A 23466-nucleotide genomic window follows, 5' to 3' on the forward strand; every position below is an offset into this window, starting at 1 on the left:
GATGACCGCCACCCTGACCACAGAAGCGGGGCCGCCCCGCACCGCGCCGCCCGCCACCCGCGCCCGGCGGCTGAAGCGGCGCGGGCGGGTCATCGCCCTGCTGTTCGTCTTCCCGGCGCTGCTGCTGCTCGGCGCGCTCGTCGTCTACCCGGTGCTGTTCTCCGTCGGCCGCAGCTTCTTCGACGCCTCCGGCACCCGCTTCGTCGGCGGCGACAACTACACCGAGATGTTCCGCGACCCGGCGACCCTCAAAGCCATCCGCAACACCACGATCTGGGTGGTGGTGGCCCCCGCGCTGCTCACCGGACTCGGCCTGATCCTGGCCGTGCTGGTGGAGAAGGTCCGCTGGGCCACCGCCTTCAAGCTGCTGCTGTTCATGCCGATGGCCGTGTCCTTCCTCGCCGCCGGCATCATCTTCCGCCTCGCCTACGACGAGGACCCCGGCAAGGGCGTCCTCAACGCGGCCGTCGTCTCCGTCCACGACGCGTTCACGGGCACCTCGTCCTACCCGACGGCCCGCGTCCGTGACGGGCAGGGTCTCGAGCCGGGGCGCGACGGCTCCTACCTGACGACCGCGAGCGTGCGGCCGGGACAGTCGGCGGCGCTCGGCCTGGTCGGCGTGCTGCCCGGGGACCTGCCGAAGGACGTCCGTCCCGCCTACGGGGCCGCCGCGCGCACAGCCGGCGCCGACGAGGTGCGCGGGGTGGTCTACCTCGACTTCACCCCCGGCGGGGGAGGACAGCAGGGCCGCGTCGACCCCAAGGAGAGCGGCCTGCCCGGGATGAAGGTCGAGGCGGTCCGCGACGGCCGCACGGTCGCGAGCGCGACGACCGGGACCGACGGCTCCTTCCGCTTCTCGGGGCTCGACGAGGGCACCTACCGGCTGAAGCTGCCGAAGACCAACTTCGCCCCGCCCTACCAGGGCGTCTCCTGGCTCGGGCCGACCCTGGTCACCCCGGCGATCATCGGGGCGTACCTGTGGATCTGGACCGGCTTCGCGATGGTCCTCATCGGCGCCGGCCTGTCCACGCTGCCCCGCGACGCCCTGGAGGCGGCGCGGATGGACGGCGCGAACGAGTGGCAGATCTTCCGCCGGATCACCGTGCCGCTGCTCGCGCCGGTCCTCACGGTCGTCTTCGTCACCCTCGTCATCAACGTGATGAAGGTGTTCGACCTCGTCTACATCATCGCGCCCGGACCGGTGCAGGAGGACGCGACCGTGCTCGCCACCCAGATGTGGCTGGTGTCCTTCGGCGGCGGCAACAACCAGGGCCTCGGCAGCGCCCTCGGCGTCCTGCTGCTGCTCCTGGTCATCCCCGCGATGGTCTTCAACGTCCGCCGCTTCCGAAGGAGTCAGCGATGAACGCGGTCAGGCGGGGCCTCGGCAGCGCCGTGGTGCAGGCCTTCCTCGTGGTGATCGCCCTGATGTGGGTGACCCCGCTCGCGGGACTGTTCCTGTCCTCGCTCAGGTCGGCCTCGGACACGGCCAAGGGCGGCTGGTGGACGGTGTTCGCCAGCCCCGGCGAGCTCTCCTTCGACAACTACTCGGCACTGCTGAAGAACGCGGGCATCACCCAGGCGTTCTGGAACACCGTCATGATCTCGGTGCCGACGACCGTCCTGGTCGTGGTCCTGGCGGCACTGGCCGGATACGCCTTCGCCTGGCTGGACTTCCCGCTGCGCGAGCCGCTGTTCCTGCTCGTGGTGGCGCTGCTGGTGGTGCCCGTGCAGATCGGCCTGCTGCCGGTCGCCAAACTCTTCGGTCAACTGGGCCTGTTCGGCACGATCCCCGGCGTCGTCCTCTTCCACGTCGCCTACGGGCTGCCGTTCGCCGTGTTCCTGCTGCGCAACTACTTCGCCGAGATGCCGAAGGAGATGCTGGAGGCGGCCCGGATGGACGGCGGCAGCGAGTGGCGCATCTTCATCCGCCTGGTGCTCCCGGTGGGGCGCCCGGCGATCGCGTCACTGGCCATCTTCCAGTTCCTGTGGGTGTGGAACGACATGCTGGTCGCGCTGCTCTTCGCCGACAGCTCCTCCCAGCCGCTCACCGTGCAACTCCAGTCCCAGATCCGCCAGTTCGGCAGCAACATCGACGTCCTGGCCCCGGGCGCGTTCCTGTCCCTGATCGTCCCGGTGGTGGTCTTCTTCGCCTTCCAGCGGCACTTCGTGCAGGGCGTGATGGCGGGGTCGGTGAAGTAGCCCTGGCCCCACCCCGAACCGACCGGGCGGAAAAGGCGCCGGGCGGACCGATGTCCCGGTCCGCCCGGCGCCCCGCGTCAACGACCCGCGCTCACGGCGACGCCGGCGGGTACAGCGACCTCGGCAGCTGGGCGGCCGCCGCCGTGTCCAGCAGCCACAGGGTGCGGGAGCGGCCCCGGGCGCCCGCAGCCGGGGCCTGGATCTCGCCCGCACCCGACAGCGCCATCGCCGCGGCCTGCGCCTTGTCCTCGCCGGCCGCCAGCAGCCACACCTCCCGGGCCGCCCGGATCGCGGGCAGCGCGAGGGAGATCCGGGTCGGCGGCGGCTTGGGCGAACCGTGCACCCCGACCACCGTCCGCTCGGTCTCCCGGACCCCCGGCAGCTCCGGGAACAGCGACGCCACGTGCGCGTCCGGGCCGACGCCCAGCAGCAGCACGTCGAACACCGGGACCGGGCCATGGTTCTCCGGGCCCGCCGCCTGCGCCAGCTCCTCCGCGTAGGCGGCGGCCGCCGCGTCGGCGTCGGTGCCGTACGGCCCGTCCGAGGCGGCCATGGCGTGCACCCGCTTGGGATCCAGCGGTACGGCGTCCAGCAGGGCCTCGCGCGCCTGGGTGACGTTGCGCTCCGGATCGCCCTCGGGCAGGAACCGCTCGTCGCCCCACCACAGGTCGAGGCGGGCCCAGTCGATGGCGTCCCGGGCCGGCGCGGCGGCGAGCGCCGCGAGGACGCCGTTGCCGTTGCGGCCGCCGGTGAGGACGACCGACGCCGAGCCGCGGGACGTCTGCGCGTCCACGATCTTCGTGATGAGGCGGGCCGCGGCGGCCTGCGCCATCAGCTCCTTGTCGTGGTGCACGACCAGCTGCGGAGTGCTCACTTCGCCGCCGCCTTCCTCGTCGGGGACTTCCGGGCGGACTTGGCGGCAGCCTTCTTCGCCGGCGCCTTCGCGGCCTCCTCGACGGGGGTCTCGACAGCGACGGCGTCCTCGCCGGCCTCGGCAGGCTCGCCGGCCTCGGCGGGCTTGTCGGAGGCGGTGGCTTCCTCGGCGGGAGCCGGTTCGTCGGAGGCCGGGGCGGCGTTCAGCTTCTCCACCCCGAACCGCAGCGCGGACGCGTACGTGTCGTCCGGGTCCAGCCTGCGCAGCTCCTCCGCGATCAGCTCGGAGGTCTCCCGGCGCTTGAGCGCCACCGCACGGTCCGGCTGGCCCTCGATGGACAGGGTGGCGAGCGTGCCGTCCGCGCGGTCCAGCTTGATCGGACCGCAGTCGGTCTTCATACGGACCGCGGTCAGGCCGGGGCCGGCCGACGGCGACCGCTTCACCGGCACGTCCAGCCGGTCCGCGAGCCACATCGCCAGCAGCTCGCAGCTCGGGTTGAACTCCTCGCCCTCCACCTCGACCGCCTGGACCTTGCACGTGACCTGGTCCAGCGCGGCCGCCAGCATCGAGCGCCACGGCGTGAGCCGGGTCCAGGCCAGGTCGGTGTCGCCGGGCGCGTAGGTCCGGGCGCGCACCGCCAGCTCCCGTACCGGCTCCTCCGCGGCGTAGGAGTCCGTCACCCGGCGCTGCGCCAGCGCGCCGAGCGGGTCGTTCGCCGGGTCGAGCGGGGCGCTCACCGGCCACCACACGACGACCGGCGCGTCCGGCAGCAGCAGCGGCAGGACCACCGACTGGGCCTGGTCGACGACCTCGCCGTACAGACGCAGCACCACCGTCTCTCCGGTGCTCGCCTCCGCGCCCACCCGCACCTCGGCGTCCAGGCGGGACTGGGTGCGGTCGCGCGGGGTGCGCGAGACCCGCTTGATGACCACCAGCGTGCGCGAGGGGTGCTCGCGCGAGGCGTCGCTGGCGGCCTTCAGCGCGTCGTAGGCGTTCTCCTCGTCGGTGACGATGACGAGGGTCAGCACCATGCCGACGGCCGGCGTGCCGATGGCGCGGCGGCCCTGCACCAGTGCCTTGTTGACCTTGCTGGCCGTGGTGTCCGTCAGGTCTATCCTCATGGCCGGCGCCAGCTCCGTCCGTCCCGCTCCAGCATCTCGTCGGCCTGGGCCGGACCCCAGGTCCCGGCCTCGTACTGCGCCGGCCGGCCGTGGGCCGCCCAGTACTCCTCGATCGGGTCGAGGATCTTCCAGGACAGCTCGACCTCCTCCGTGCGCGGGAAGAGGTTGGCGTCGCCGAGCAGCACGTCCAGGATCAGCCGCTCGTACGCCTCCGGGCTGGACTCCGTGAAGGACTCGCCGTAGGCGAAGTCCATGGACACGTCCCGGATCTCCATCGAGGTGCCCGGCACCTTCGACCCGAAGCGGACCGTCACGCCCTCGTCCGGCTGGACCCGGATGACGACCGCGTTCTGGCCGAGCTCCTCCGTCGCCGTGGTGTCGAAGGGGGAGTGGGGAGCGCGCTGGAAGACCACCGCGATCTCGGTGACCCGGCGGCCGAGCCGCTTGCCGGTGCGCAGATAGAAGGGGACGCCCGCCCAGCGGCGGTTGTCGATACCGAGCTTGATCGCCGCGTAGGTGTCGGTCGTGGAGCCGGGGTCGATGCCCTCCTCCTCCAGATAACCGACCGCCTGCGCGCCGCCCTGCCAGCCGGCCGTGTACTGGGCGCGCACGGTGTCCCGGCCCAGGTCCTTGGGCAGCCGGACCGCGCCGAGCACCTTGGTCTTCTCCGCGGCCAGCGCGTCGGCGCCGAAGGAGGCGGGCTCCTCCATCGCGGTCAGCGCGAGCAGCTGCAGCAGGTGGTTCTGGATGACGTCCCGCGCGGCACCGATGCCGTCGTAGTAGCCGGCACGGCCGCCGATGCCGATGTCCTCGGCCATCGTGATCTGCACGTGGTCCACGTAGGACCGGTTCCAGATCGGCTCGAACATCTGGTTGGCGAAGCGCAGCGCCAGGATGTTCTGGACGGTCTCCTTGCCCAGATAGTGGTCGATGCGGAAGACCTGGTCGGAGGCGAAGACCTCGTGGACGATCGCGTTGAGCTCCTCGGCCGACTTCAGGTCGTGGCCGAAGGGCTTCTCGATGACCGCGCGCCGCCAGGATCCCTGCTTCTGGTCCGCGAGCCCGTGCTTCTTGAGCTGCTGGATCACGACGGGGAAGGACTTCGGCGGCACCGACAGGTAGAAGGCGAAGTTGCCGCCCGTGCCCTGCGCCTTGTCCAGCTCCTCGATCGTGCCGCGCAGCCGCTCGAAGGCATCGTCGTCGTCGAAGGTGCCCTGGACGAACCGCATGCCCTGGATGAGCTGCTGCCAGACCTCCTCGCGGAACGGCGTGCGGGAGTGTTCCTTGACGGCGTCGTGCACGACCTGGGCGAAGTCCTCGTGCTCCCAGTCGCGGCGGGCGAAGCCGACCAGCGAGAAGCCCGGCGGCAGCAGACCCCGGTTGGCGAGGTCGTACACGGCCGGCATCAGCTTTTTACGCGACAGATCGCCCGTGACGCCGAAAATGACCAGACCCGACGGCCCCGCGATACGCGGGAGCCGTCGGTCTGCGGGGTCACGCAGCGGGTTGCTGCTTGACAAGTTGTCAGCCCTCCGAAGGAGCCAGGCGCTCGAGCTCCGCCTGCGTCGACTTGAGCAGGTCGTTCCAGGACGCCTCGAACTTCTCGACGCCCTCGTCCTCCAGCAGCCGCACGACCTCGTCGTACGAGATGCCGAGCTTCTCCAGCCCGTCGAGGTCCGCGCGGGCCTGCTCGTAGGTGCCGGCGACGGTGTTGCCGGTGATCTCGCCGCTCTCCTCGGTGGCGAGGAGAGTGGCCTCCGGCATCGTGTTGACGGTGTTCGGCGCGACCAGCTGGTCGACGTACATGGTGGACTTGTACGCCTTGTCCTTCACACCGGTGGAGGCCCACAGCGGACGCTGCGTGCGCGCGCCCGCCTTCTCCAGCGCCTGCCAGCGCTCGGACGAGAAGACCTCCTCGTACGCCTGGTAGGCCAGGCGGGCGTTGGCGATGGCGGCCTTGCCGCGCAGCGCCTTGGCCTCGTCGGTGCCCAGCGCGTCGATCCGCTTGTCGATCTCGGTATCCACGCGGGACACGAAGAAGGACGCCACGGAACGGATCTGCGACAGGTCCAGGCCGCGCTCCTTGGCCTTCTCCAGGCCGGCCAGGTACGCGTCCATGACCTCGCGGTAGCGCTCCAGCGAGAAGATCAACGTGACGTTGACGCTGATGCCGAGGCCGATGACCTCGGTGATCGCGGGGATGCCGGCCCGGGTGGCCGGGATCTTGATCAGGGCGTTCGGGCGGTCCACCAGCCAGGCGAGCTGCTTGGCCTCGGCGACGGTCGCCTTGGTGTCGTGCGCGAGGCGCGGGTCGACCTCGATGGAGACCCGGCCGTCCTGGCCGTCGGTGGCGTCGAAGACGGGGCGCAGGATGTCGGCGGCGTCCCGGACGTCCGCCGTGGTGATCATGCGGATGGCCTCTTCGACGGTCACCTTGCGGGCGGCGAGGTCGGACAGCTGCTGGTCGTAGCCGTCGCCCTCGGAGATCGCCTTTTGGAAGATCGTCGGGTTGGTGGTGACGCCCACGACGTGCTGCTCGTCGATCAGCTCGGCCAGGTTGCCGGACGTGATCCGCTTGCGCGACAGGTCGTCCAGCCAGATCGCGACGCCTTCGTCGGAGAGGCGCTTGAGTGCGTCTGTCATGGAAATTACATCTCCTACGTGTCGTATATGAGCGTCAGCGCTGAGCGGCTTCGAGGGATTCCCGGGCCTTGGCGGCCACGTTCTCGGCCGTGAAGCCGAACTCGTGGAAGAGCAGCTTGCCGTCCGCGGAAGCACCGAAGTGCTCCAGGGAAACGATGCGGCCGGCGTCCCCGACGTACTTGTGCCACGTGAGACCCACACCGGCCTCCACGGCGACACGAGCCTTCACGGACGGGGGCAGCACGCTGTCCCGGTACCCCTGGTCCTGCTGCTCGAACCACTCCACCGACGGCATGGACACGACCCGCGTGGGGATGCCCGCGGCCTGGAGCTGCTCACGGGCCTCGACGGCCACGTGCACCTCGGAGCCGGTCGCGATCAGCAGCACCTGCGCCTCGCCGCCGTCGGCCTCGAACAGCACGTAGCCACCGCGGGCCGCGTCGTCGTTCGGCTCGTAGGTCGGCACACCCTGGCGGGTGAGGACCAGGCCGTGCGGCTGGCCCTTGCCGAATTCCTTCGTCCAGCGCGTGAGGATCTCGCGCCAGGCGATGGCGGTCTCGTTGGCGTCGGCCGGGCGGACGATGTTCAGGCCCGGGATCGCGCGCAGCGAGGCGAGGTGCTCGACCGGCTGGTGGGTCGGGCCGTCCTCGCCGAGACCGATGGAGTCGTGCGTCCACACGTACGTCACCGGCAGGTGCATCAGGGCCGACAGGCGCACCGCGTTGCGCATGTAGTCGGAGAACACCAGGAACGTGCCGCCGTAGATGCGGGTGTTGCCGTGCAGGGCGATGCCGTTCATCTCCGCGGCCATCGCGTGCTCGCGGATGCCGAAGTGGATGGTGCGGCCGTACGGGTCGGCCTCCGGCAGCGGGTTGCCCTCGGGCAGGAACGACGACGTCTTGTCGATCGTCGTGTTGTTCGAGCCCGCGAGGTCGGCCGAGCCGCCCCACAGCTCCGGGATCACCGCGCCGAGCGACTGCAGCACCTTGCCGGAGGCGGCCCGGGTGGCGACACCCTTGCCCGTCTCGAAGACCGGGAGCTTCTCCTCCCAGCCGGTGGGCAGCTCGCCCTTGGCGATGCGGTCGAACTCGGCCGCGCGCTCGGCGTTGGCGTCCCGCCACTCCTGGAAGGACTTCTCCCACTCCGCCTTGAACTGGCGGCCGCGCTCCAGCGCCTGCCGGGTGTGCTCGATGACCTCGTCGGCGACCTCGAAGGTCTTCTCCGGGTCGAAGCCGAGGACGCGCTTGGTGGCGGCGACCTCGTCCTCGCCGAGCGCCGAGCCGTGGGCGGCCTCGGTGTTCTGCGCGTTCGGGGCGGGCCAGGCGATGATCGAGCGCATGGCGATGAAGGACGGCCGGTCGGTGACCGCCTTGGCCTCCTGGATCGCGGCGAAGATCGCCTCCGGGTCCAGGTCGCCGTTCTCCTTGGCGTCCACGCGCTGCACGTGCCAGCCGTACGCCTCGTACCGCTTGACCGTGTCCTCGGAGACGGCCGTCTCGGTGTCGCCCTCGATCGAGATGTGGTTGTCGTCCCACAGCAGGATCAGGTTGCCGAGCTTCTGGTGGCCGGCCAGCGAGGACGCCTCCGCGGAGATGCCCTCCTGCAGGCAGCCGTCACCGGCGATGCAGTAGACGAAGTGGTCGAAGGGGGACTCGCCGGCCGGGGCCTGCGGGTCGAACAGGCCGCGCTCGTAGCGGGCCGCCATCGCCATGCCGACCGCGTTGGCGACACCCTGTCCGAGCGGGCCCGTGGTGGTCTCCACGCCGGTGGTGTGGCCGTACTCCGGGTGACCGGGGGTCTTCGAGCCCCAGGTGCGGAACGACTTCAGATCGTCCAGCTCCAGGCCGAAGCCGGCCAGGTACAGCTGGGTGTACAGGGTCAGGGAGGAGTGTCCGGCGGACAGCACGAAGCGGTCACGCCCGACCCAGTCCGCGTCGGCGGGGTCGTGCCGCATCACCTTCTGAAAGAGGGTGTAGGCGGCCGGAGCCAGGCTCATCGCCGTGCCGGGATGGCCGTTGCCGACCTTCTGTACGGCGTCGGCGGCCAGGACGCGGGCGGTGTCCACGGCCCGCTGGTCCAGTTCGGTCCACTCGAAGTCTGTGGTGGTCGGCTTGGTGCTCACCCTTTTCAGGGCTCCTCTCCACATGTCGAATACCGGTCTGGTCGGGCGTGTGCCCACCGGTCGCCGGTGCACTGGGCGCCCACCGGCCGCTGTCGAGCCTACCCCCGTGAAGACGTGCGTTTTTCCCCGTCAATACAGACTGCCGGGACTGAGTGCGATCCGCCTCCCGACTGGGCCGTAAGGCATTCGGCACATGAATACGGAGGCGCTCATCTGACCGCTCAATCGAGCTTCGGTTCGCCCGGAAGAACGCATTCCGCAAACGCGCCGACGGGGTCGGGAACGATCACCATCCGGCGGGGCGCCGTCCGGCCCGCAACGATCTCTCCTGCCAACACGACCCGACCCCCGCGAAGGCCGGGGTATGGGCAACGTCTAAAGTGGCGTGGTACGCGCGAGCCTTCACCGCCACTTCACACGGGGAGGCTTGCTGGGATGTCTCTGTCAGGGGTGTGCGTGACGGCCGTTGAATCCCGTCCAGCGGGCGTGCTCGGGAGTGATGAGCGCCCGATCCACCGGCCGTTCGGGGCCCGAGTCAAGGCGTTCGTGGCGCTTACCAAGCCGCGGATCATCGAGCTGCTGCTCATCACCACGGTTCCGGTGATGTTCCTGGCGCAGCAGGGCGTGCCGGATCTGAAGCTGGTGCTGCTCACCTGCCTGGGCGGCTACCTGTCCGCCGGCGGCGCCAACGCGCTCAACATGTACATCGACCGCGACATCGACGCGCTGATGGACCGCACCTCGCAGCGTCCGCTGGTCACCGGCATGGTGAGCCCCCCGGAGTGCCTGGCCTTCGGCATCACCCTCGCGGTGGTCTCGACGCTGCTGTTCGGCCTCACCGTGAACTGGCTGAGCGCCTGGCTCTCCCTCGGCGCGCTCCTCTTCTACGTCGTCGTCTACACGATGATCCTCAAGCGCCGCACCGCGCAGAACATCGTGTGGGGCGGCATCGCCGGCTGCATGCCGGTGCTGATCGGCTGGACGGCGGTGAAGGACTCGCTGACCTGGGCGCCGGTCATCCTCTTCCTGGTCATCTTCTTCTGGACGCCGCCGCACTACTGGCCGCTGTCGATGAAGGTCAAGGACGACTACGCGCGCGTGGGCGTGCCCATGCTGCCGGTGATCGCCTCGAACAAGGTCGTCGCCAAGCAGATCGTGATCTACAGCTGGGTGATGGTGGCCGTCTCGCTGCTGCTGACCCCGCTGGGCTACACCGGCTGGTTCTACACGGCGGTGGCGCTGGCCTCGGGGGGCTGGTGGCTGTGGGAGGCGCACGCCCTGCAGAACCGGGCGAAGGCCGAGGTGACGGGCGGGAAGCTGAAGGAGATGCGGCTGTTCCACTGGTCCATCACCTATGTGTCGCTGCTGTTCGTGGCAGTGGCCGTGGACCCGTTCCTGCGGTAACGCCCATCTCTGGACATCCCGGGCGGGGGGCGTGGGCTATCCCACGCCCCCCGCCCGTCGCCGTTCGATCTACCGATCGGTAGCATCCTGCCCATGGCAGACACGCAGCAGGTTGACGCGAAGGCCGAGCGCACGGCGGACAAGCTCGCCCGGCGGATCAGCGCCTTCTCCAAGGCGCACGGCGGTGCCGAGGGCCAGGTGTCCTACATCGGCGAGCGGGGCGCGCGGATCGTCCTCGTCGGCGAGGACGGCGGCTGGGGCGACCTGGTGGCCCCGTCGTACGAGATCGCCGAGAAGGCCGTCGAGAAGTCCGGCATCACCGCCCACGAGTCCTTCGACGGCGAGTTCGCGGCCAAGGTGAAGACCGGATCGTACGAGTGGAAGCGGATGGCCGGCATTCAGATCGGCGGCTGAGCAACACCTCATCCCCGGTTCACCCGTTAGGACCGGTAGGGTACCGCGTCCTTCAGGGGGAACCCGGATGATCGAAACGCCGTCCCTCGTGGACCAGTACTGCCACGGCGTACTGAGAACGGAGCTGGGCCTCGGCACCTTCGAGGCCCAGCTGGCCCGCACCGAGGGACCACCCGCCCCCGGCACCACCCTCTTCGACACCCAGACAGGCTTCGCCGTACGCCGCTGGTGCCCGCCCCTGCTCGGCCTGGAACCGCACTGCGCGCCGGCCCGCTACCTCGCCCGCCGCCGTGAGCTGGGCGTCCTGGAGGCCGGCCGCAGGCTGCTGAGCGGCAGCGGTATCACCACGTACCTCGTCGACACGGGACTGCCCGGCGACCTCACCGGGCCCGGCGAGATGGCCACCGCCGCAGACGCCGACGCCCACGAGATCGTGCGCCTCGAACTGCTCGCCGAGCAGGTCGCCGACACCTCGGGGACCGTCGGGTCCTTCCTCGTCAACCTCGCCGAATCGGTGCACGGCGCCGCCGCGCACGCGGTCGCCTTCACCTCCGTGGCAGGCGTACGGCACGGACTGGCGCTCGCGCCGGAGCCGCCCGGGCCGGGACAGGTGCGCGGCGCCGCCGGGCGCTGGCTGGCCGGGCGCCGGGTCGGGGGCGAGCTGAGCGACCCGGTGCTCTTACAGCACCTGCTGTGGATCGCGGTGGCCTCCGGGCTGCCGCTCCAGCTGCACGCGGGGCTCGGGGGGCCGGGGCAGCGCACCGACCGCACCGATCCGGTGCTGCTGACGGACTTCGTCCGGGCGACCGCGGGGCTCGGCACCGACCTGGTCCTGCTGCACGGCTACCCCTACCACCGGCACGCCGCCCACCTCGCGGGTGTCTTCCCGCATGTGTACGCCGACGTGGGCGCCGCGCTGGTGCGCACCGGCGCCCGCGCGGCGACCGTGCTCGCCGAGGTGCTGGAACTGGCCCCCTTCGGCAAGGTCCTCTTCTCCAGCGGGGCCCGGGGGCTGCCGGAGCTGCACGTCGTCGCGGCCCGCCTGTTCCGCGAGGCCCTCGGCCGCGTGCTGGGCGGCTGGGCGGCCGAGGGCGCCTGGTCCCTGGAGGACGCGCAACGGGTCGCGATCATGGTGGCGTCGGGGAACGCACGGCGGGTGTACGGGCTGGGGTGACCAGCCCGTCCCGGAGGTCTCAGGCCTTCGCCAGCTTCGCCTCGGCCGACGGCCCCGGCAGGTCCGCCTTCGCGGCCTCCGGACGTTCCCGCAGGGCCAGCAGGACCCGCAGCACCCCGATCCACACCAGCGCCGAACCGAGCATGTGCAGTCCGACCAGCAGCTCGGGGAGCTTGGTGAAGTACTGGACATAGCCGATCACACCCTGCGCCAGCAGGATGAGGAACAGATCCCGCGTCCGCGCGAGCGGACCCTTGGGCGCGTCGACCGCCTTCAGTACGAACCACAGCGCGAAGGTCAGTGTGACCACGATCCACGCCAGGACCGCGTGCAGCTTGGCGACGGCCTCCCAGTCCACGGGGATGCGGTCCACCTTGCTGGAGTCACCCGCGTGGGGTCCCGCGCCGGTCACCACGGTGCCCACCGCGATCAGCAGCACTGAGGCGACCACCAGGAACCACACCAGTTGCTGGACGGACTTGCCGACCAACGGCCGGGGCTCCCCGTCACCTTCGCGGCTGCGCTGCCACATCAGCGTCGCCACGGCGATGAGCGCGGTGGAGAGCAGGAAGTGCGCCGCGACCGTGTACGGGTTGAGGCCGACGAGCACGACGATGCCGCCGAGCACGGCGTTGCCCATGACCACCCAGAACTGGGCCCAGCCCAGCCGGGTCAGGCCGCGCCGCCACGGCTTCTGGGCGCGTGCGGCGATGATCGCCCAGCCGACGGCGGCGCACAACACGTAGGTCAGCATCCGGTTGCCGAACTCGATGGCGCCGTGGAAACCCATCGCGCTGGTCGCGGTGAGCGAGTCGTCGGTGCACTTGGGCCAGGTCGGGCAGCCGAGTCCGGAACTGGTCAGCCGGACGGCACCGCCGGTGACCACGATGATCACGGCCATCACGACGGCGGACAGAGCCGCCCGCTGGACCGTCCTCGGGGTCGGCGTCCAGCGTGCGGCGATGAAGGCGAGCGGGTTGCGCACGGCCGCGGTGGCGTCGGCGCGGGTCAGCTTGGGCACGGGCTCCATGGTAGGCGCCTGCTTGTGCACGCTTTCACGAGGGTCCATCGCGCGCTACTCCCAGCGGAAGAACTTCCCCGCGGCCGCGAGCCCCACGACCGCCCACGCGGCGAGGATCCCGAGGTCGGCCCAGGGCATGCCGGAGCCGTGCTGGAGCACGTCGCGCAGACCGTCGGACAGGGCGGAGATGGGCAGCAGACCCAGTACGTCCTGGACGCCGGAGGGGAACTTGTCCAGCGGCACGATCACGCCGCCGCCGACGAGCAGCAGCAGGAAGACGAGGTTGGCGGCGGCCAGGGTCGCCTCGGCCTTGAGCGTGCCGGCCATCAGCAGGCCGAGTCCGGAGAAGGCGGCCGTACCGACGATCAGCAGGAGCAGCACGGCGAACGGGTTGCCGTGCGGCGACCAGCCCAGTGCGAAGGCGATCACCGTCAGCAGGATCACCTGGAGCACCTCGGTGACCAGCACGGACGCCGTCTTGGCGGTCATCAGCGCCCAGCGGGGCAGCGGCGAGGACGCCAGCCGCTTCAGTACGCCGTAGCGCCGCTCGAAGCCCGTCGCGATGGCCTGCCCGGTGAACGCCGTCGACATCACGGCCAGGGCCAGGATGCCGGGGGCGAGGAAGTCGACGGCCTTGCCGGCGCCGGTGTCGACGATGTCCACGGAGCTGAAGAGCGCCAGCAGCAGCGTGGGGATGATCACGGTGAGCAGCAGCTGCTCGCCGTTGCGCAGCAGCATGCGGGTCTCGAGCGCCGCCTGGGCCGCGATCATGCGGGACAGCGGCGCCGCCCCGGGGTTCGGGGCGTAGGTGCCGGTGGCGGTCACGAGCGCAGCTCCTTGCCGGTGAGCTCCAAAAAGACGTCTTCGAGGGTGTGCCGCTCGACGGAGATCTTGTCCGGCATCACACCGTGCTGGGCGCACCAGGAGGCGACCGTCGAGAGCAGCTGCGGGTCGACCTTGCCGTTCACCCGGTACGAGCCGGGGGTCAGCTCGGCGGCCGAGCAGTCGGCCGGGAGGGCCTTGAGGAGGGAGGCGACGTCGAGGCCCGGGCGGCCGGAGAAGCGCAGGGTGTTCTCGGCGCCGCCGCGGCACAGCTGCTCGGGCGAGCCCTGCGCGATCACCTTGCCGGCGTCGATGATGGCGACGTCGTCGGCGAGCTGCTCGGCCTCGTCCATGTGGTGCGTGGTGAGGATCACGGAGACGCCGTCGGCGCGCAGGTCGCGTACGAGGTCCCAGGTGGCCCGGCGGGCCTGCGGGTCGAGACCGGCGGTCGGCTCGTCCAGGAAGACCAGCTCGGGGCGGCCGACGACGGCCATGGCGAGCGCGAGCCGCTGCTGCTGGCCGCCGGACAGACGCCGGTAACCCGTCCGGCCGCACGAGCCGAGCCCGAGCCGCTCGATGAGCGCGTCCACGTCCAGCGGGTGGGCGTGGAGCTTGGCCATGTGCCGCAGCATCTCGTCGGCGCGCGCGCCGGAGTAGACGCCGCCGGACTGGAGCATCACGCCGATCCGGGGCCGCAGGGCGGCGGAGTCCCCGACCGGGTCGAGGCCCAGGACGCGCACCGTGCCGGCGTCCGGCTTCCGGTACCCCTCGCAGGTCTCGACCGTGGTCGTCTTGCCGGCTCCGTTGGGACCGAGGACGGCGGTCACGCCCGCCCGGGCCACCAGGTCGAGGCCGTCCACCGCGGTCTTCGTGCCGTACCGCTTCACCAGGGCCTGGACCTGGACCACGGGCTCACTTTGCATGACACCCGAGTCTAGGGAGCCGCCGGCGGTCTCCGACGCGCGGGTGCCGGACTGCCGGTCGGGCGGGCCCGTGCGGGATCTCCCCCGTGGACGAGGGGCGCCTCGCCGGGCGCCACGCCCAGTGCCGTAGCTGTGTGGCCGGAGTGTCCCGCGGGACAAATGGGCCGGTCGGCGGCGGTGCCGGCAGGGATCCGCCGGCGTGCCCGCGACCTGCGCGGACGCCGGCCTTTTGATCGATCACAGATCCTTTCCGCAGGTCACATTAGGTATGCCTAAGTGACGCAGGGCACCGCCGGCCCGTTCGGACGCCGCTTGTCACGCTCCGAGGAATTACGCAACAATGGCGTTGTGAAAAACGTCGGCGAGGCTCGGGAGACCCCCACGGGGACCCCGCAGGAGGAGTTCGCGACCGGGGAGCGCTCGACGCGCAACCGGGTCGCGCGGTCGATCCTGGACCACGGCCCGTCGACCGTCGCCGAGCTGGCCACGCGACTGGGCCTGACCCAGGCGGCCGTACGACGCCACCTGGACGCCCTCGTCACGGACGACGTGGTGGAGGCGCGCGAGCAGCGGGTGTACGGCACGCGCACGCGCGGGCGCCCCGCGAAGGTCTTCGCGCTCACCGACTGCGGCCGGGACGCCTTCGACCAGTCGTACGACAAGCTCGCCGCCGACGCCCTGCATTGGATCGCGCAGCAGGAGGGCGGCCCGGACGCCGTCGCCGCCTTCGCCCGCGCCCGGATCGCCGCGCAGGCCGGCGCCTACCGCAAGGCGGTCGAGGCCGCGCCCCCGGAGAAGCGGACCGAAGCGCTGGCCAAGGCCCTGAGCGGCGACGGGTACGCTGCTACCGCGCGGAGCGCGCCCATCGGTGAGCAGCTGTGTCAGCACCACTGCCCGGTCGCCCACGTCGCCGAGCAGTTCCCGCAGCTGTGCGAGGCCGAGACGGAATTTTTCGCCGACCTTCTCGGTACGCATGTGCAGCGGCTCGCGACGATCGCCCACGGTGACGGCGTCTGCACGACGTTCATCCCCAGGAACGACCCCAAGATTTCCCCTAACGCATCTGCAAGCACGGCCGGGAGGAACCCCGCATGACTCTCCCCACGGAGACTGCCCACCCTGAGCTCGAGGGCCTGGGCAAGTACGAATACGGCTGGGCCGACCGCGACGTGGCCGGTGCGTCGGCGAAGCGTGGCCTGAACGAGGACGTCGTCCGTGACATCTCGTCCAAGAAGGACGAGCCGGAGTGGATGACGAAGCTTCGCCTCAAGGGCCTGCGGCTCTTCGAGAAGAAGCCCATGCCGAACTGGGGCTCGGACCTGTCGGGGATCGACTTCGACAACATCAAGTACTTCGTGCGCTCCACGGAGAAGCAGGCGGAGTCCTGGGAGGACCTGCCCGAGGACATCAAGAACACCTACGACAAGCTGGGCATCCCGGAGGCCGAGAAGAAGCGCCTCGTCGCCGGTGTCGCCGCCCAGTACGAGTCGGAGGTCGTCTACCACCAGATCCGCGAGGACCTGGAGGAACAGGGCGTCATCTTCCTCGACACCGACACCGCTCTGAAGGAGCACCCGGAGCTCTTCAAGGAGTACTTCGGCACGGTGATCCCGGTCGGGGACAACAAGTTCGCGTCGCTCAACAGCGCCGTGTGGTCCGGCGGCTCCTTCATCTACGTGCCGAAGGGCGTGCACGTCGAGATCCCGCTCCAGGCCTACTTCCGGATCAACACCGAGAACATGGGCCAGTTCGAGCGGACCCTGATCATCGTCGACGAGGGCGCCTACGTGCACTACGTCGAGGGTTGTACGGCCCCGATCTACAAGTCGGACTCGCTGCACTCCGCGGTCGTCGAGATCATCGTCAAGAAGAACGCCCGCTGCCGCTACACGACCATCCAGAACTGGTCGAACAACGTCTACAACCTGGTCACCAAGCGCGCCGTGGCCTACGAGGGCGCGACCATGGAGTGGGTCGACGGCAACATCGGCTCCAAGGTGACGATGAAGTACCCGGCCGTCTACCTCATGGGCGAGCACGCCAAGGGCGAAACCCTCTCCATCGCCTTCGCGGGCGAGGGCCAGCACCAGGACGCCGGCGCCAAGATGGTCCACATGGCGCCGAACACCTCGTCCAACATCGTCTCCAAGTCGGTGGCGCGCGGTGGCGGCCGTACGTCCTACCGTGGTCTGATCGAGATCGGTGAGGGCGCCGCCGGGTCGAAGTCCAACGTGCTGTGCGACGCGCTGCTCGTGGACACCATCTCCCGCTCGGACACCTACCCCTACGTCGACGTCCGCGAGGACGACGTGTCCATGGGCCACGAGGCCACCGTCTCCAAGGTCTCCGAGGACCAGCTCTTCTACCTGATGAGCCGCGGTCTCGCCGAGGACGAGGCGATGGCGATGATCGTGCGCGGCTTCGTCGAGCCGATCGCCAAGGAGCTGCCCATGGAGTACGCGCTGGAGCTCAACCGGCTGATCGAGCTGCAGATGGAAGGCGCGGTCGGCTGACCCAGCCCGCCGCCCCTGCCCATCACGCCCTACACGTAACGGAAAGCGAGCACTACGACAGCCATGGCTGAGGCCCAGAACATCCCCGTGGGGTCGACGACCTCCGGCGCCATCGCGGTGGCCGGGGAGTCCACCGTCGCCACCCGCATGAGCGCCCCGCCCTCCTTCGACGTCGCGGACTTCCCGGTCCCGCACGGCCGCGAGGAGGAGTGGCGGTTCACCCCGCTGGAGCGCCTGCGCGGGCTGCACGACGGCACCGCAACCGCCACCGGCGACGGTGTGAAGGTCGACGTGCAGGCCCCCGAGGGCGTCATCGTCGAGACCGTCGGCCGTGACGACGCGCGGCTCGGCAAGGCGGGCACGCCGGTGGACCGCGTCGCCGCCCAGGCGTACTCGTCCTTCGAGAAGGCCTCGGTCGTGACCGTGCCGAAGGAGACCGTCCTCACCGAGCCGATCCGCATCGCGGTGCACGGCGAGGGCGGCACCGCCTTCGGTCACCAGGTCATCGAGCTGGGCGCGTTCGCCGAGGCCGTCGTGGTCATCGACCACACCGGTGACGCGGTGCTCGCCGCCAACGTCGACTACCTCCTCGGTGACGGCGCCAAGCTGACCGTCGTCTCCGTGCAGGACTGGGACGACAAGGCCGTGCACGTGGCCCAGCACAACGCCCTCGTCGGCCGCGACGCCTCCTTCAAGTCGGTCGTCGTCACCTTCGGCGGCGACGTCGTCCGTCTGCACCCGCGCGTGACCTACGCCGGCCCCGGCGGCGAGGCCGAGCTGTTCGGCCTGTACTTCACCGACGCCGGCCAGCACCAGGAGCACCGCCTCCTGGTCGACCACAACGTGCCGCACTGCAAGTCCAACGCCGTCTACAAGGGCGCGCTCCAGGGCGACGAAGCGCACGCGGTGTGGATCGGCGACGTGCTCATCGAGGCCAAGGCCGAGGGCACGGACACGTACGAGATGAACCGCAACCTGGTCCTCACCGACGGCGCCCGGGTCGACTCCGTGCCGAACCTGGAGATCGAGACCGGCGAGATCGTCGGCGCCGGCCACGCCTCCGCCACCGGCCGCTTCGACGACGAGCAGCTCTTCTACCTGATGGCCCGCGGCATCCCGGAGCACGAAGCCCGCCGCCTGGTCGTGCGCGGCTTCTTCGCCGAGCTGGTCCAGCAGATCGGCGTCGCGGACATCGAGGAGCGCCTGATCGCGAAGATCGAGCAGGAGCTGGAGGCCGCGGTCGCATGACCTTCGTACGCGCCTGCGGCGTCAGCGAGCTGGAGGAGGACACCCCGAAACGGGTGGAACTCGACGGCACGCCCCTGTCCATCGTGCGGACCGAGGGCGACGTCTACGCGATCCACGACATCTGCTCGCACGCGAACGTCTCCCTCTCCGAGGGCGAGGTCGACGACTGCCACATCGAGTGCTGGCTGCACGGCTCGCGCTTCGACCTGCGCTCCGGAAAGCCCGACAGTCTTCCGGCGACGCGTCCCGTCCCCGTATACCCCGTAAAGATCGAAGGGGACGACGTGCTCGTCTCCCTCTCCCAGGAGTCCTGAGGCACCCATGGCAACGCTTGAAATCCGAGACCTGCACGTCACCGTCGAGGTCGAGAACGGCACGAAGGAAATCCTCAAGGGTGTCGACCTCACCGTGAAGCAGGGCGAGACGCACGCCATCATGGGCCCCAACGGCTCGGGCAAGTCGACCCTCGCCTACTCGCTGGCGGGTCACCCGAAGTACACGATCACCGGCGGCACCGTGCTGCTCGACGGCGAGGACGTCCTGGAGATGTCCGTCGACGAGCGCGCCCGCGCCGGCCTGTTCCTGGCCATGCAGTACCCGGTCGAGGTCCCCGGCGTCTCGGTCTCCAACTTCCTTCGCACCTCCGCCACCGCCGTGCGTGGCGAGGCCCCGAAGCTGCGCACCTGGGTGAAGGAGGTCAAGGAGGCCATGGAGCGCCTCAACATGGACCCCGCCTTCGCCGAGCGCAACGTCAACGAGGGCTTCTCCGGCGGTGAGAAGAAGCGCCACGAGATCCTCCAGCTCGAGCTGCTCAAGCCGAAGGTCGCGATCCTCGACGAGACCGACTCCGGCCTGGACGTCGACGCGCTGCGGATCGTGTCCGAGGGCGTCAACCGCGTCCGCGAGACCGGCGAGGTCGGCACCCTGCTGATCACGCACTACACGCGCATCCTGCGCTACATCAAGCCCGACTTCGTGCACGTGTTCTCCGCGGGCCGGATCGTCGAGTCCGGCGGCGCCGAGCTCGCCGACAAGCTGGAGAACGAGGGCTACGAGTCGTACGTGAAGGGTGGCGCATCCGCGTGACACAGATGCCGGGCCTCCTCGACACCGAGGCGATCCGCAAGGACTTCCCGATCCTGGACCGCGTGATCCACGACGGCAAGAAGCTGGTGTACCTGGACAACGCGGCGACCTCGCAGACGCCGCGCCAGGTCCTCGACGTACTCGCCGAGTACTACGAACAGCACAACGCCAACGTCCACCGCGGCGTGCACGTCCTCGCCGAGGAGGCCACGGCGCTCTACGAGGGCGCGCGTGACAAGGTCGCGGACTTCATCAACGCGCCCAGCCGCGACGAGGTGATCTTCACCAAGAACGCCTCCGAGTCGCTGAACCTCGTGGCGAACATGCTCGGCTGGGCCGACGAGCCCTACCGGGTGGACCACGAGACCGAGATCGTCATCACGGAGATGGAGCACCACTCCAACATCGTGCCGTGGCAGCTGCTGGCGCAGCGCACGGGCGCGAAGCTGAAGTGGTTCGGCCTCACCGACGACGGCCGTCTCGACCTGTCCAACATCGACGAGGTCATCACCGAGAAGACGAAGATCGTCTCCTTCGTGCTGGTCTCCAACATCCTGGGCACGCTCAACCCGGTCGAGGCGATAGTGCGCCGGGCCCAGGAGGTCGGCGCCCTGGTGTGCATCGACGCCTCCCAGGCCGCGCCGCACATGCCGGTGGACGTGCAGGCGCTGCAGGCCGACTTCGTGGCCTTCACCGGCCACAAGATGTGCGGCCCGACCGGCATCGGCGTGCTGTGGGGCCGCCAGGAGCTGCTGGAGGACCTGCCCCCGTTCCTCGGCGGCGGCGAGATGATCGAGACCGTGTCGATGCACTCCTCGACGTACGCCCCGGCGCCGCACAAGTTCGAGGCGGGCACCCCGCCGATCGCGCAGGCGGTCGGTCTGGGCGCGGCCATCGACTACCTGAACTCGATCGGCATGGACAAGATCCTCGCCCACGAGCACGCGCTGACCGAGTACGCGGTGAAGCGGCTGGCGGACGTCCCCGACCTGCGGATCATCGGCCCCACCACGGCCGAGGACCGCGGCGCGGCGATCTCCTTCACGCTCGGTGACATCCACCCGCACGACGTGGGCCAGGTCCTCGACGAGCAGGGCATCGCGGTGCGCGTCGGTCACCACTGCGCGCGCCCCGTGTGCCTGCGCTACGGAATTCCTGCGACCACGCGAGCGTCGTTCTATCTGTACTCCACGCCGGCCGAGATCGACGCTCTGATCGACGGCCTGGAGCACGTACGGAACTTCTTCGGCTGAGGGGCGTGAATTCAAGACCGTGAAGCTGGACTCGATGTACCAGGAAGTCATCCTGGACCACTACAAGAACCCGCACGGGCGGGGCTTGCGGGACGGCGACGCCGAGGTCCACCACGTGAACCCGACGTGCGGCGACGAGATCACGCTCCGCGTGAAGTACGACGGCGGCAAGGTCGCGGACGTGTCGTACGAGGGCCAGGGCTGCTCGATCAGCCAGGCCAGCGCGTCCGTCCTGAACGAGCTGCTGGTCGGCAAGGAGCTGTCCGAGGCGCAGAGGATCCAGGAGACCTTCCTGGAGCTGATGCAGTCCAAGGGCAAGATCGAGCCCGACGACGCGATGGAGGACATCCTGGAGGACGCGGTCGCGTTCGCCGGGGTGTCCAAGTACCCGGCCCGGGTCAAGTGCGCCCTCCTCAGCTGGATGGCGTGGAAGGACGCGACGGCCCAGGCACTGGGTGGCGCCGACGCCGAAAGGAAGACGGCATGAGCGAGACCGCTGAGATGAAGCCGGCCTCGGAGGAGGAACTCCGCGAGGCGCTGTACGACGTCGTCGACCCCGAGCTGGGCATCGACGTCGTCAACCTCGGCCTGATCTACGGCATCCACATCGACGACGCGAACATCGCGACGATCGACATGACCCTGACGTCGGCGGCCTGCCCGCTGACCGATGTCATCGAGGACCAGGCGAAGTCCGCCACGGACGGCCTGGTCAACGAGCTGCGTATCAACTGGGTCTGGATGCCGCCGTGGGGCCCCGACAAGATCACCGACGAGGGCCGCGACCAGCTGCGGGCGCTCGGCTTCAACGTCTGACGGTCACCGGCCGCGAAAGGGCGACACCCCCGGGGTGTCGCCCTTTTCCGTATCCGCTCTCGTGCCACCGCATCCCGTTGTGTACGGTCGTACACATGGGATACCTCACGCTCGTCGCCGCCATCGCCGCCGAGGTGGCCGCGACCACGGCCCTGAAGTACAGCGACGGCTTCAGCAGACTGTGGCCCTCCGTGCTGACCGTGGTGGGGTACGTCCTCTCCTTCGTCCTGCTCGCACGCACCCTGAAGTCGGTGTCGGTCGGCACCGCCTACGCGATCTGGTCGGGGCTCGGCACCGCGAGCATCGCGGTGATCGGGCTCGTCTTCTTCGGAGAGGCACTGGGCGCGGCGAAGATCGCCGGGATCGTGCTGATCATCCTGGGCGTGGCCGTGCTCAATCTCGGAGGCGCCCGCTGATGGCCCGGCGGTACGACCCCGAACGCCGGCAGCGGATCATCGACGCCGCTCTCAGAGTCGTGGCCCGCAAGGGGCTGGCCGGGCTGAGCCACCGCAGCGTCGCCGCCGAGGCGGACGTACCGCTCGGCTCCACGACCTACCACTTCGCCGGCCTCGACGAACTGATGGTGGCCGCGCTGCGGCAGTCGACGGAGGGCTTCGGCAGGCTGCTGGCGGCGCGCGGCGGACTGACGGACGCCCGCACCGACCTGGCCGGCGAGCTGGCGGCCCTGCTCGGCACCTGGCTGGCCGGCGAGCGCTCCGGTGTCGAGCTGGAGTACGAGCTCTACCTCGCCGCCCTGCGCCGGCCCGCCCTGCGCCCGGTCGCCGCCGAGTGGGTGGGAAGCCTCGTCGAGCTGCTCGCCCGCCGTACCGACGAGGTCACGGCGCGGGCGCTGGTGGCGCTGATGGACGGCATATGTCTGCAGGTGCTGCTGACGGACGCGGTGTACGACGAGCGCTACGCCCGCGAGATCCTGGCGCGCGTCATCCCCGGGGGCCCTCCGGCCCCCTGACGGCAGCCAGCGCGGCCTCCACGCTGCCCGCGATGTCGCTCACCGGGTACTGGACGTGGCGGACGATCCGCTCCCGGTCCACCACCAGCGTCAGCCGCTTGAGCCGGCTCGCGCCCGCCGCGCGGAACGTCGGCAGGCGCAGCGCGGTGACCAGATCCAGGTCGGCGTCCGACAGCAGACGCTGGCCCAGCCGCTCCTTGTCGGCGAACGCCCGCTGCTCGTCCGGGCGCTGGACCGACACGCCGTACACCGTGGCGCCGGCGGCGGTGAAGTCGGCGAGCCGGTCGCGGTAGGTGCAGGACTCCAGGGTGCAGCCGGGTGCACCGGGGATCCGCGACCAGCCCGGCGGATAAGCGTCCGCGCGGGCGTAGGCGCCGGGGAAGCAGTACAGGACCGTGAACGCGGTGTCCGCGGCGACCGGGTCGCGGGGCGCGCCGGTGTCGTCCGGCAGGGTCAGCTCGGGGACGTGCGTGCCGAGGAGTTCGTGCACCCGCCGGGCCTCGGCCGACGCGTCGGCCGCCGTGGCCGAGGTGGTGCCGTCGCCCAGCACCCAGGCGTCGCCCCAGTCCTGCAGGGCGACCAGCACCGGCAGCAGGGCGCGGCCGCGTGGGGTGAGCCGGTACTCGTGGCGCACCGGGCGCTCCTGATAGGGGACGCGGGCGAGGACGTCCGCCTCCACGAGCAGCCGCAGCCGCTCGGTGAGCACCTTGCGGGACATGCCCAGCTCTCGCTGGAGCTCGTCGAAGCGGTGCACGCCGCGGGCGGTGTCCCGCACGATCAGCAGCGTCCACCAGTCGCCGACCACGTCCAGCGCCTGGGCGATGGCGCAGGTGGAATCCTCCAGGCTCGTTCTGCGGGCCATG

The 23466-nt window shown here is 70.3% G+C and carries 24 protein-coding genes; 15 read left to right on the forward strand and 9 right to left on the reverse strand.

What is annotated here, in order from left to right:
* The first annotated feature begins 1 nt into the window (after nucleotide 1).
* Nucleotides 2–1363 (forward strand): ABC transporter permease subunit, encoded by a 1362-nt coding sequence (locus ACF1GV_RS05660; protein ID WP_391678145.1) that lies wholly within the window; start codon nucleotides 2–4, stop codon nucleotides 1361–1363.
* Nucleotides 1360–2199, forward strand: a complete 840-nt coding sequence (locus ACF1GV_RS05665) for a carbohydrate ABC transporter permease (protein WP_391678147.1) — start codon at nucleotides 1360–1362, stop codon at nucleotides 2197–2199. The genes ACF1GV_RS05660 and ACF1GV_RS05665 overlap by 4 nt, the downstream gene beginning before the upstream one ends.
* Before the next feature lie 91 nt (nucleotides 2200–2290).
* On the opposite strand, the gene pgl is transcribed toward ACF1GV_RS05665, so the two are convergent.
* The 5 genes from pgl to tkt are packed head-to-tail and all read right to left on the reverse strand — an operon-like array spanning nucleotide 2291 to nucleotide 8959.
* Nucleotides 2291–3073 carry a 6-phosphogluconolactonase gene (gene pgl / locus ACF1GV_RS05670; RefSeq protein ID WP_391678150.1) on the reverse strand — a complete coding sequence of 261 codons (783 nt, stop codon included), beginning with the start codon at nucleotides 3071–3073 and terminating at the stop codon, nucleotides 2291–2293.
* Nucleotides 3070–4194 (reverse strand): glucose-6-phosphate dehydrogenase assembly protein OpcA, encoded by a 1125-nt coding sequence (gene opcA, locus ACF1GV_RS05675; RefSeq protein WP_391678152.1) that lies wholly within the window; start codon nucleotides 4192–4194, stop codon nucleotides 3070–3072. Before opcA ends, pgl begins: the two co-directional genes overlap by 4 nt.
* Nucleotides 4191–5714: a glucose-6-phosphate dehydrogenase gene (gene zwf / locus ACF1GV_RS05680; RefSeq protein WP_391678153.1), complete on the reverse strand. Its 1524-nt coding sequence runs from the start codon at nucleotides 5712–5714 to the stop codon at nucleotides 4191–4193. The genes opcA and zwf overlap by 4 nt, the downstream gene beginning before the upstream one ends.
* Nucleotides 5715–5718: 4 nt before the next feature.
* Nucleotides 5719–6837 carry a transaldolase gene (tal, locus tag ACF1GV_RS05685; RefSeq protein WP_391678155.1) on the reverse strand — a complete coding sequence of 373 codons (1119 nt, stop codon included), beginning with the start codon at nucleotides 6835–6837 and terminating at the stop codon, nucleotides 5719–5721.
* A gap of 34 nt (nucleotides 6838–6871) precedes the next feature.
* The gene (gene tkt / locus ACF1GV_RS05690; protein ID WP_391678157.1) at nucleotides 6872–8959 is read right to left on the reverse strand and encodes a transketolase; all 2088 of its coding nucleotides are present in this window, start codon (nucleotides 8957–8959) and stop codon (nucleotides 6872–6874) included.
* A gap of 450 nt (nucleotides 8960–9409) precedes the next feature.
* Here tkt and ACF1GV_RS05695 point away from each other — a divergent pair, with 450 nt between their 5' ends.
* The 3 genes from ACF1GV_RS05695 (at nucleotide 9410) to ACF1GV_RS05705 (ending at nucleotide 11951) form a co-directional block, all read left to right on the forward strand.
* Nucleotides 9410–10363 carry a heme o synthase gene (locus tag ACF1GV_RS05695; RefSeq protein WP_391678505.1) on the forward strand — a complete coding sequence of 318 codons (954 nt, stop codon included), beginning with the start codon at nucleotides 9410–9412 and terminating at the stop codon, nucleotides 10361–10363.
* A 93-nt stretch (nucleotides 10364–10456) separates the two neighbouring features.
* Nucleotides 10457–10777, forward strand: a complete 321-nt coding sequence (locus tag ACF1GV_RS05700; RefSeq protein WP_391678159.1) for a hypothetical protein — start codon at nucleotides 10457–10459, stop codon at nucleotides 10775–10777.
* A gap of 67 nt (nucleotides 10778–10844) precedes the next feature.
* Nucleotides 10845–11951, forward strand: coding sequence for an amidohydrolase family protein (locus ACF1GV_RS05705; protein ID WP_391678161.1), 1107 nt, complete (start codon nucleotides 10845–10847; stop codon nucleotides 11949–11951).
* A 19-nt stretch (nucleotides 11952–11970) separates the two neighbouring features.
* Here ACF1GV_RS05705 and ACF1GV_RS05710 read toward each other — a convergent pair whose 3' ends face one another.
* Genes ACF1GV_RS05710 through ACF1GV_RS05720 form a run of 3 tightly spaced genes read right to left on the reverse strand, consistent with a single transcriptional unit; the run spans nucleotide 11971 to nucleotide 14717 of the window.
* Nucleotides 11971–12981 (reverse strand): heme A synthase, encoded by a 1011-nt coding sequence (locus tag ACF1GV_RS05710; RefSeq protein ID WP_391678164.1) that lies wholly within the window; start codon nucleotides 12979–12981, stop codon nucleotides 11971–11973.
* A gap of 45 nt (nucleotides 12982–13026) precedes the next feature.
* Nucleotides 13027–13743, reverse strand: a complete 717-nt coding sequence (locus ACF1GV_RS05715; protein WP_391678507.1) for an ABC transporter permease — start codon at nucleotides 13741–13743, stop codon at nucleotides 13027–13029.
* 50 nt (nucleotides 13744–13793) lie between these two features.
* On the reverse strand, nucleotides 13794–14717 hold the full coding sequence (locus ACF1GV_RS05720; protein ID WP_391678165.1) for an ABC transporter ATP-binding protein: 924 nt from the start codon (nucleotides 14715–14717) through the stop codon (nucleotides 13794–13796).
* A 348-nt stretch (nucleotides 14718–15065) separates the two neighbouring features.
* Here ACF1GV_RS05720 and ACF1GV_RS05725 point away from each other — a divergent pair, with 348 nt between their 5' ends.
* The 10 genes from ACF1GV_RS05725 (at nucleotide 15066) to ACF1GV_RS05770 (ending at nucleotide 22603) form a co-directional block, all read left to right on the forward strand.
* Complete coding sequence (locus ACF1GV_RS05725) at nucleotides 15066–15812, forward strand: helix-turn-helix transcriptional regulator (RefSeq protein ID WP_391678168.1); 747 nt, start codon at nucleotides 15066–15068, stop codon at nucleotides 15810–15812.
* A complete protein-coding gene (sufB, locus tag ACF1GV_RS05730) occupies nucleotides 15809–17230 on the forward strand; it encodes a Fe-S cluster assembly protein SufB (RefSeq protein ID WP_363266978.1) in 1422 nt (473 codons plus the stop codon). Before ACF1GV_RS05725 ends, sufB begins: the two co-directional genes overlap by 4 nt.
* Nucleotides 17231–17293: 63 nt before the next feature.
* Nucleotides 17294–18478: a Fe-S cluster assembly protein SufD gene (sufD, locus tag ACF1GV_RS05735; RefSeq protein ID WP_391678171.1), complete on the forward strand. Its 1185-nt coding sequence runs from the start codon at nucleotides 17294–17296 to the stop codon at nucleotides 18476–18478.
* Entirely contained in the window at nucleotides 18475–18792 is a 318-nt protein-coding gene (locus ACF1GV_RS05740; RefSeq protein WP_361637575.1) for a non-heme iron oxygenase ferredoxin subunit, read from the forward strand. The genes sufD and ACF1GV_RS05740 overlap by 4 nt, the downstream gene beginning before the upstream one ends.
* A 7-nt stretch (nucleotides 18793–18799) precedes the next feature.
* Nucleotides 18800–19564, forward strand: a complete 765-nt coding sequence (sufC, locus tag ACF1GV_RS05745; RefSeq protein ID WP_391678173.1) for a Fe-S cluster assembly ATPase SufC — start codon at nucleotides 18800–18802, stop codon at nucleotides 19562–19564.
* Nucleotides 19561–20817, forward strand: a complete 1257-nt coding sequence (locus ACF1GV_RS05750) for a cysteine desulfurase (protein ID WP_391678175.1) — start codon at nucleotides 19561–19563, stop codon at nucleotides 20815–20817. The genes sufC and ACF1GV_RS05750 overlap by 4 nt, the downstream gene beginning before the upstream one ends.
* Before the next feature lie 19 nt (nucleotides 20818–20836).
* Nucleotides 20837–21304: a Fe-S cluster assembly sulfur transfer protein SufU gene (sufU, locus tag ACF1GV_RS05755; protein ID WP_363266974.1), complete on the forward strand. Its 468-nt coding sequence runs from the start codon at nucleotides 20837–20839 to the stop codon at nucleotides 21302–21304.
* Nucleotides 21301–21633: a metal-sulfur cluster assembly factor gene (locus tag ACF1GV_RS05760; protein WP_363266973.1), complete on the forward strand. Its 333-nt coding sequence runs from the start codon at nucleotides 21301–21303 to the stop codon at nucleotides 21631–21633. The genes sufU and ACF1GV_RS05760 overlap by 4 nt, the downstream gene beginning before the upstream one ends.
* 95 nt (nucleotides 21634–21728) lie before the next feature.
* Nucleotides 21729–22049: a DMT family transporter gene (locus tag ACF1GV_RS05765; RefSeq protein WP_391678177.1), complete on the forward strand. Its 321-nt coding sequence runs from the start codon at nucleotides 21729–21731 to the stop codon at nucleotides 22047–22049.
* The gene (locus tag ACF1GV_RS05770; protein ID WP_391678178.1) at nucleotides 22049–22603 is read left to right on the forward strand and encodes a TetR/AcrR family transcriptional regulator; all 555 of its coding nucleotides are present in this window, start codon (nucleotides 22049–22051) and stop codon (nucleotides 22601–22603) included. Before ACF1GV_RS05765 ends, ACF1GV_RS05770 begins: the two co-directional genes overlap by 1 nt.
* Here ACF1GV_RS05770 and ACF1GV_RS05775 read toward each other — a convergent pair.
* Nucleotides 22575–23465, reverse strand: a complete 891-nt coding sequence (locus ACF1GV_RS05775) for a winged helix-turn-helix transcriptional regulator (RefSeq protein ID WP_391678180.1) — start codon at nucleotides 23463–23465, stop codon at nucleotides 22575–22577. The genes ACF1GV_RS05770 and ACF1GV_RS05775 overlap by 29 nt on opposite strands.
* Between the last annotated feature and the right edge of the window lies 1 nt (nucleotide 23466).

This window comes from Streptomyces sp. NPDC014006 (assembly GCF_043088925.1).
In the GTDB taxonomy this organism is placed as follows: domain Bacteria; phylum Actinomycetota; class Actinomycetes; order Streptomycetales; family Streptomycetaceae; genus Streptomyces.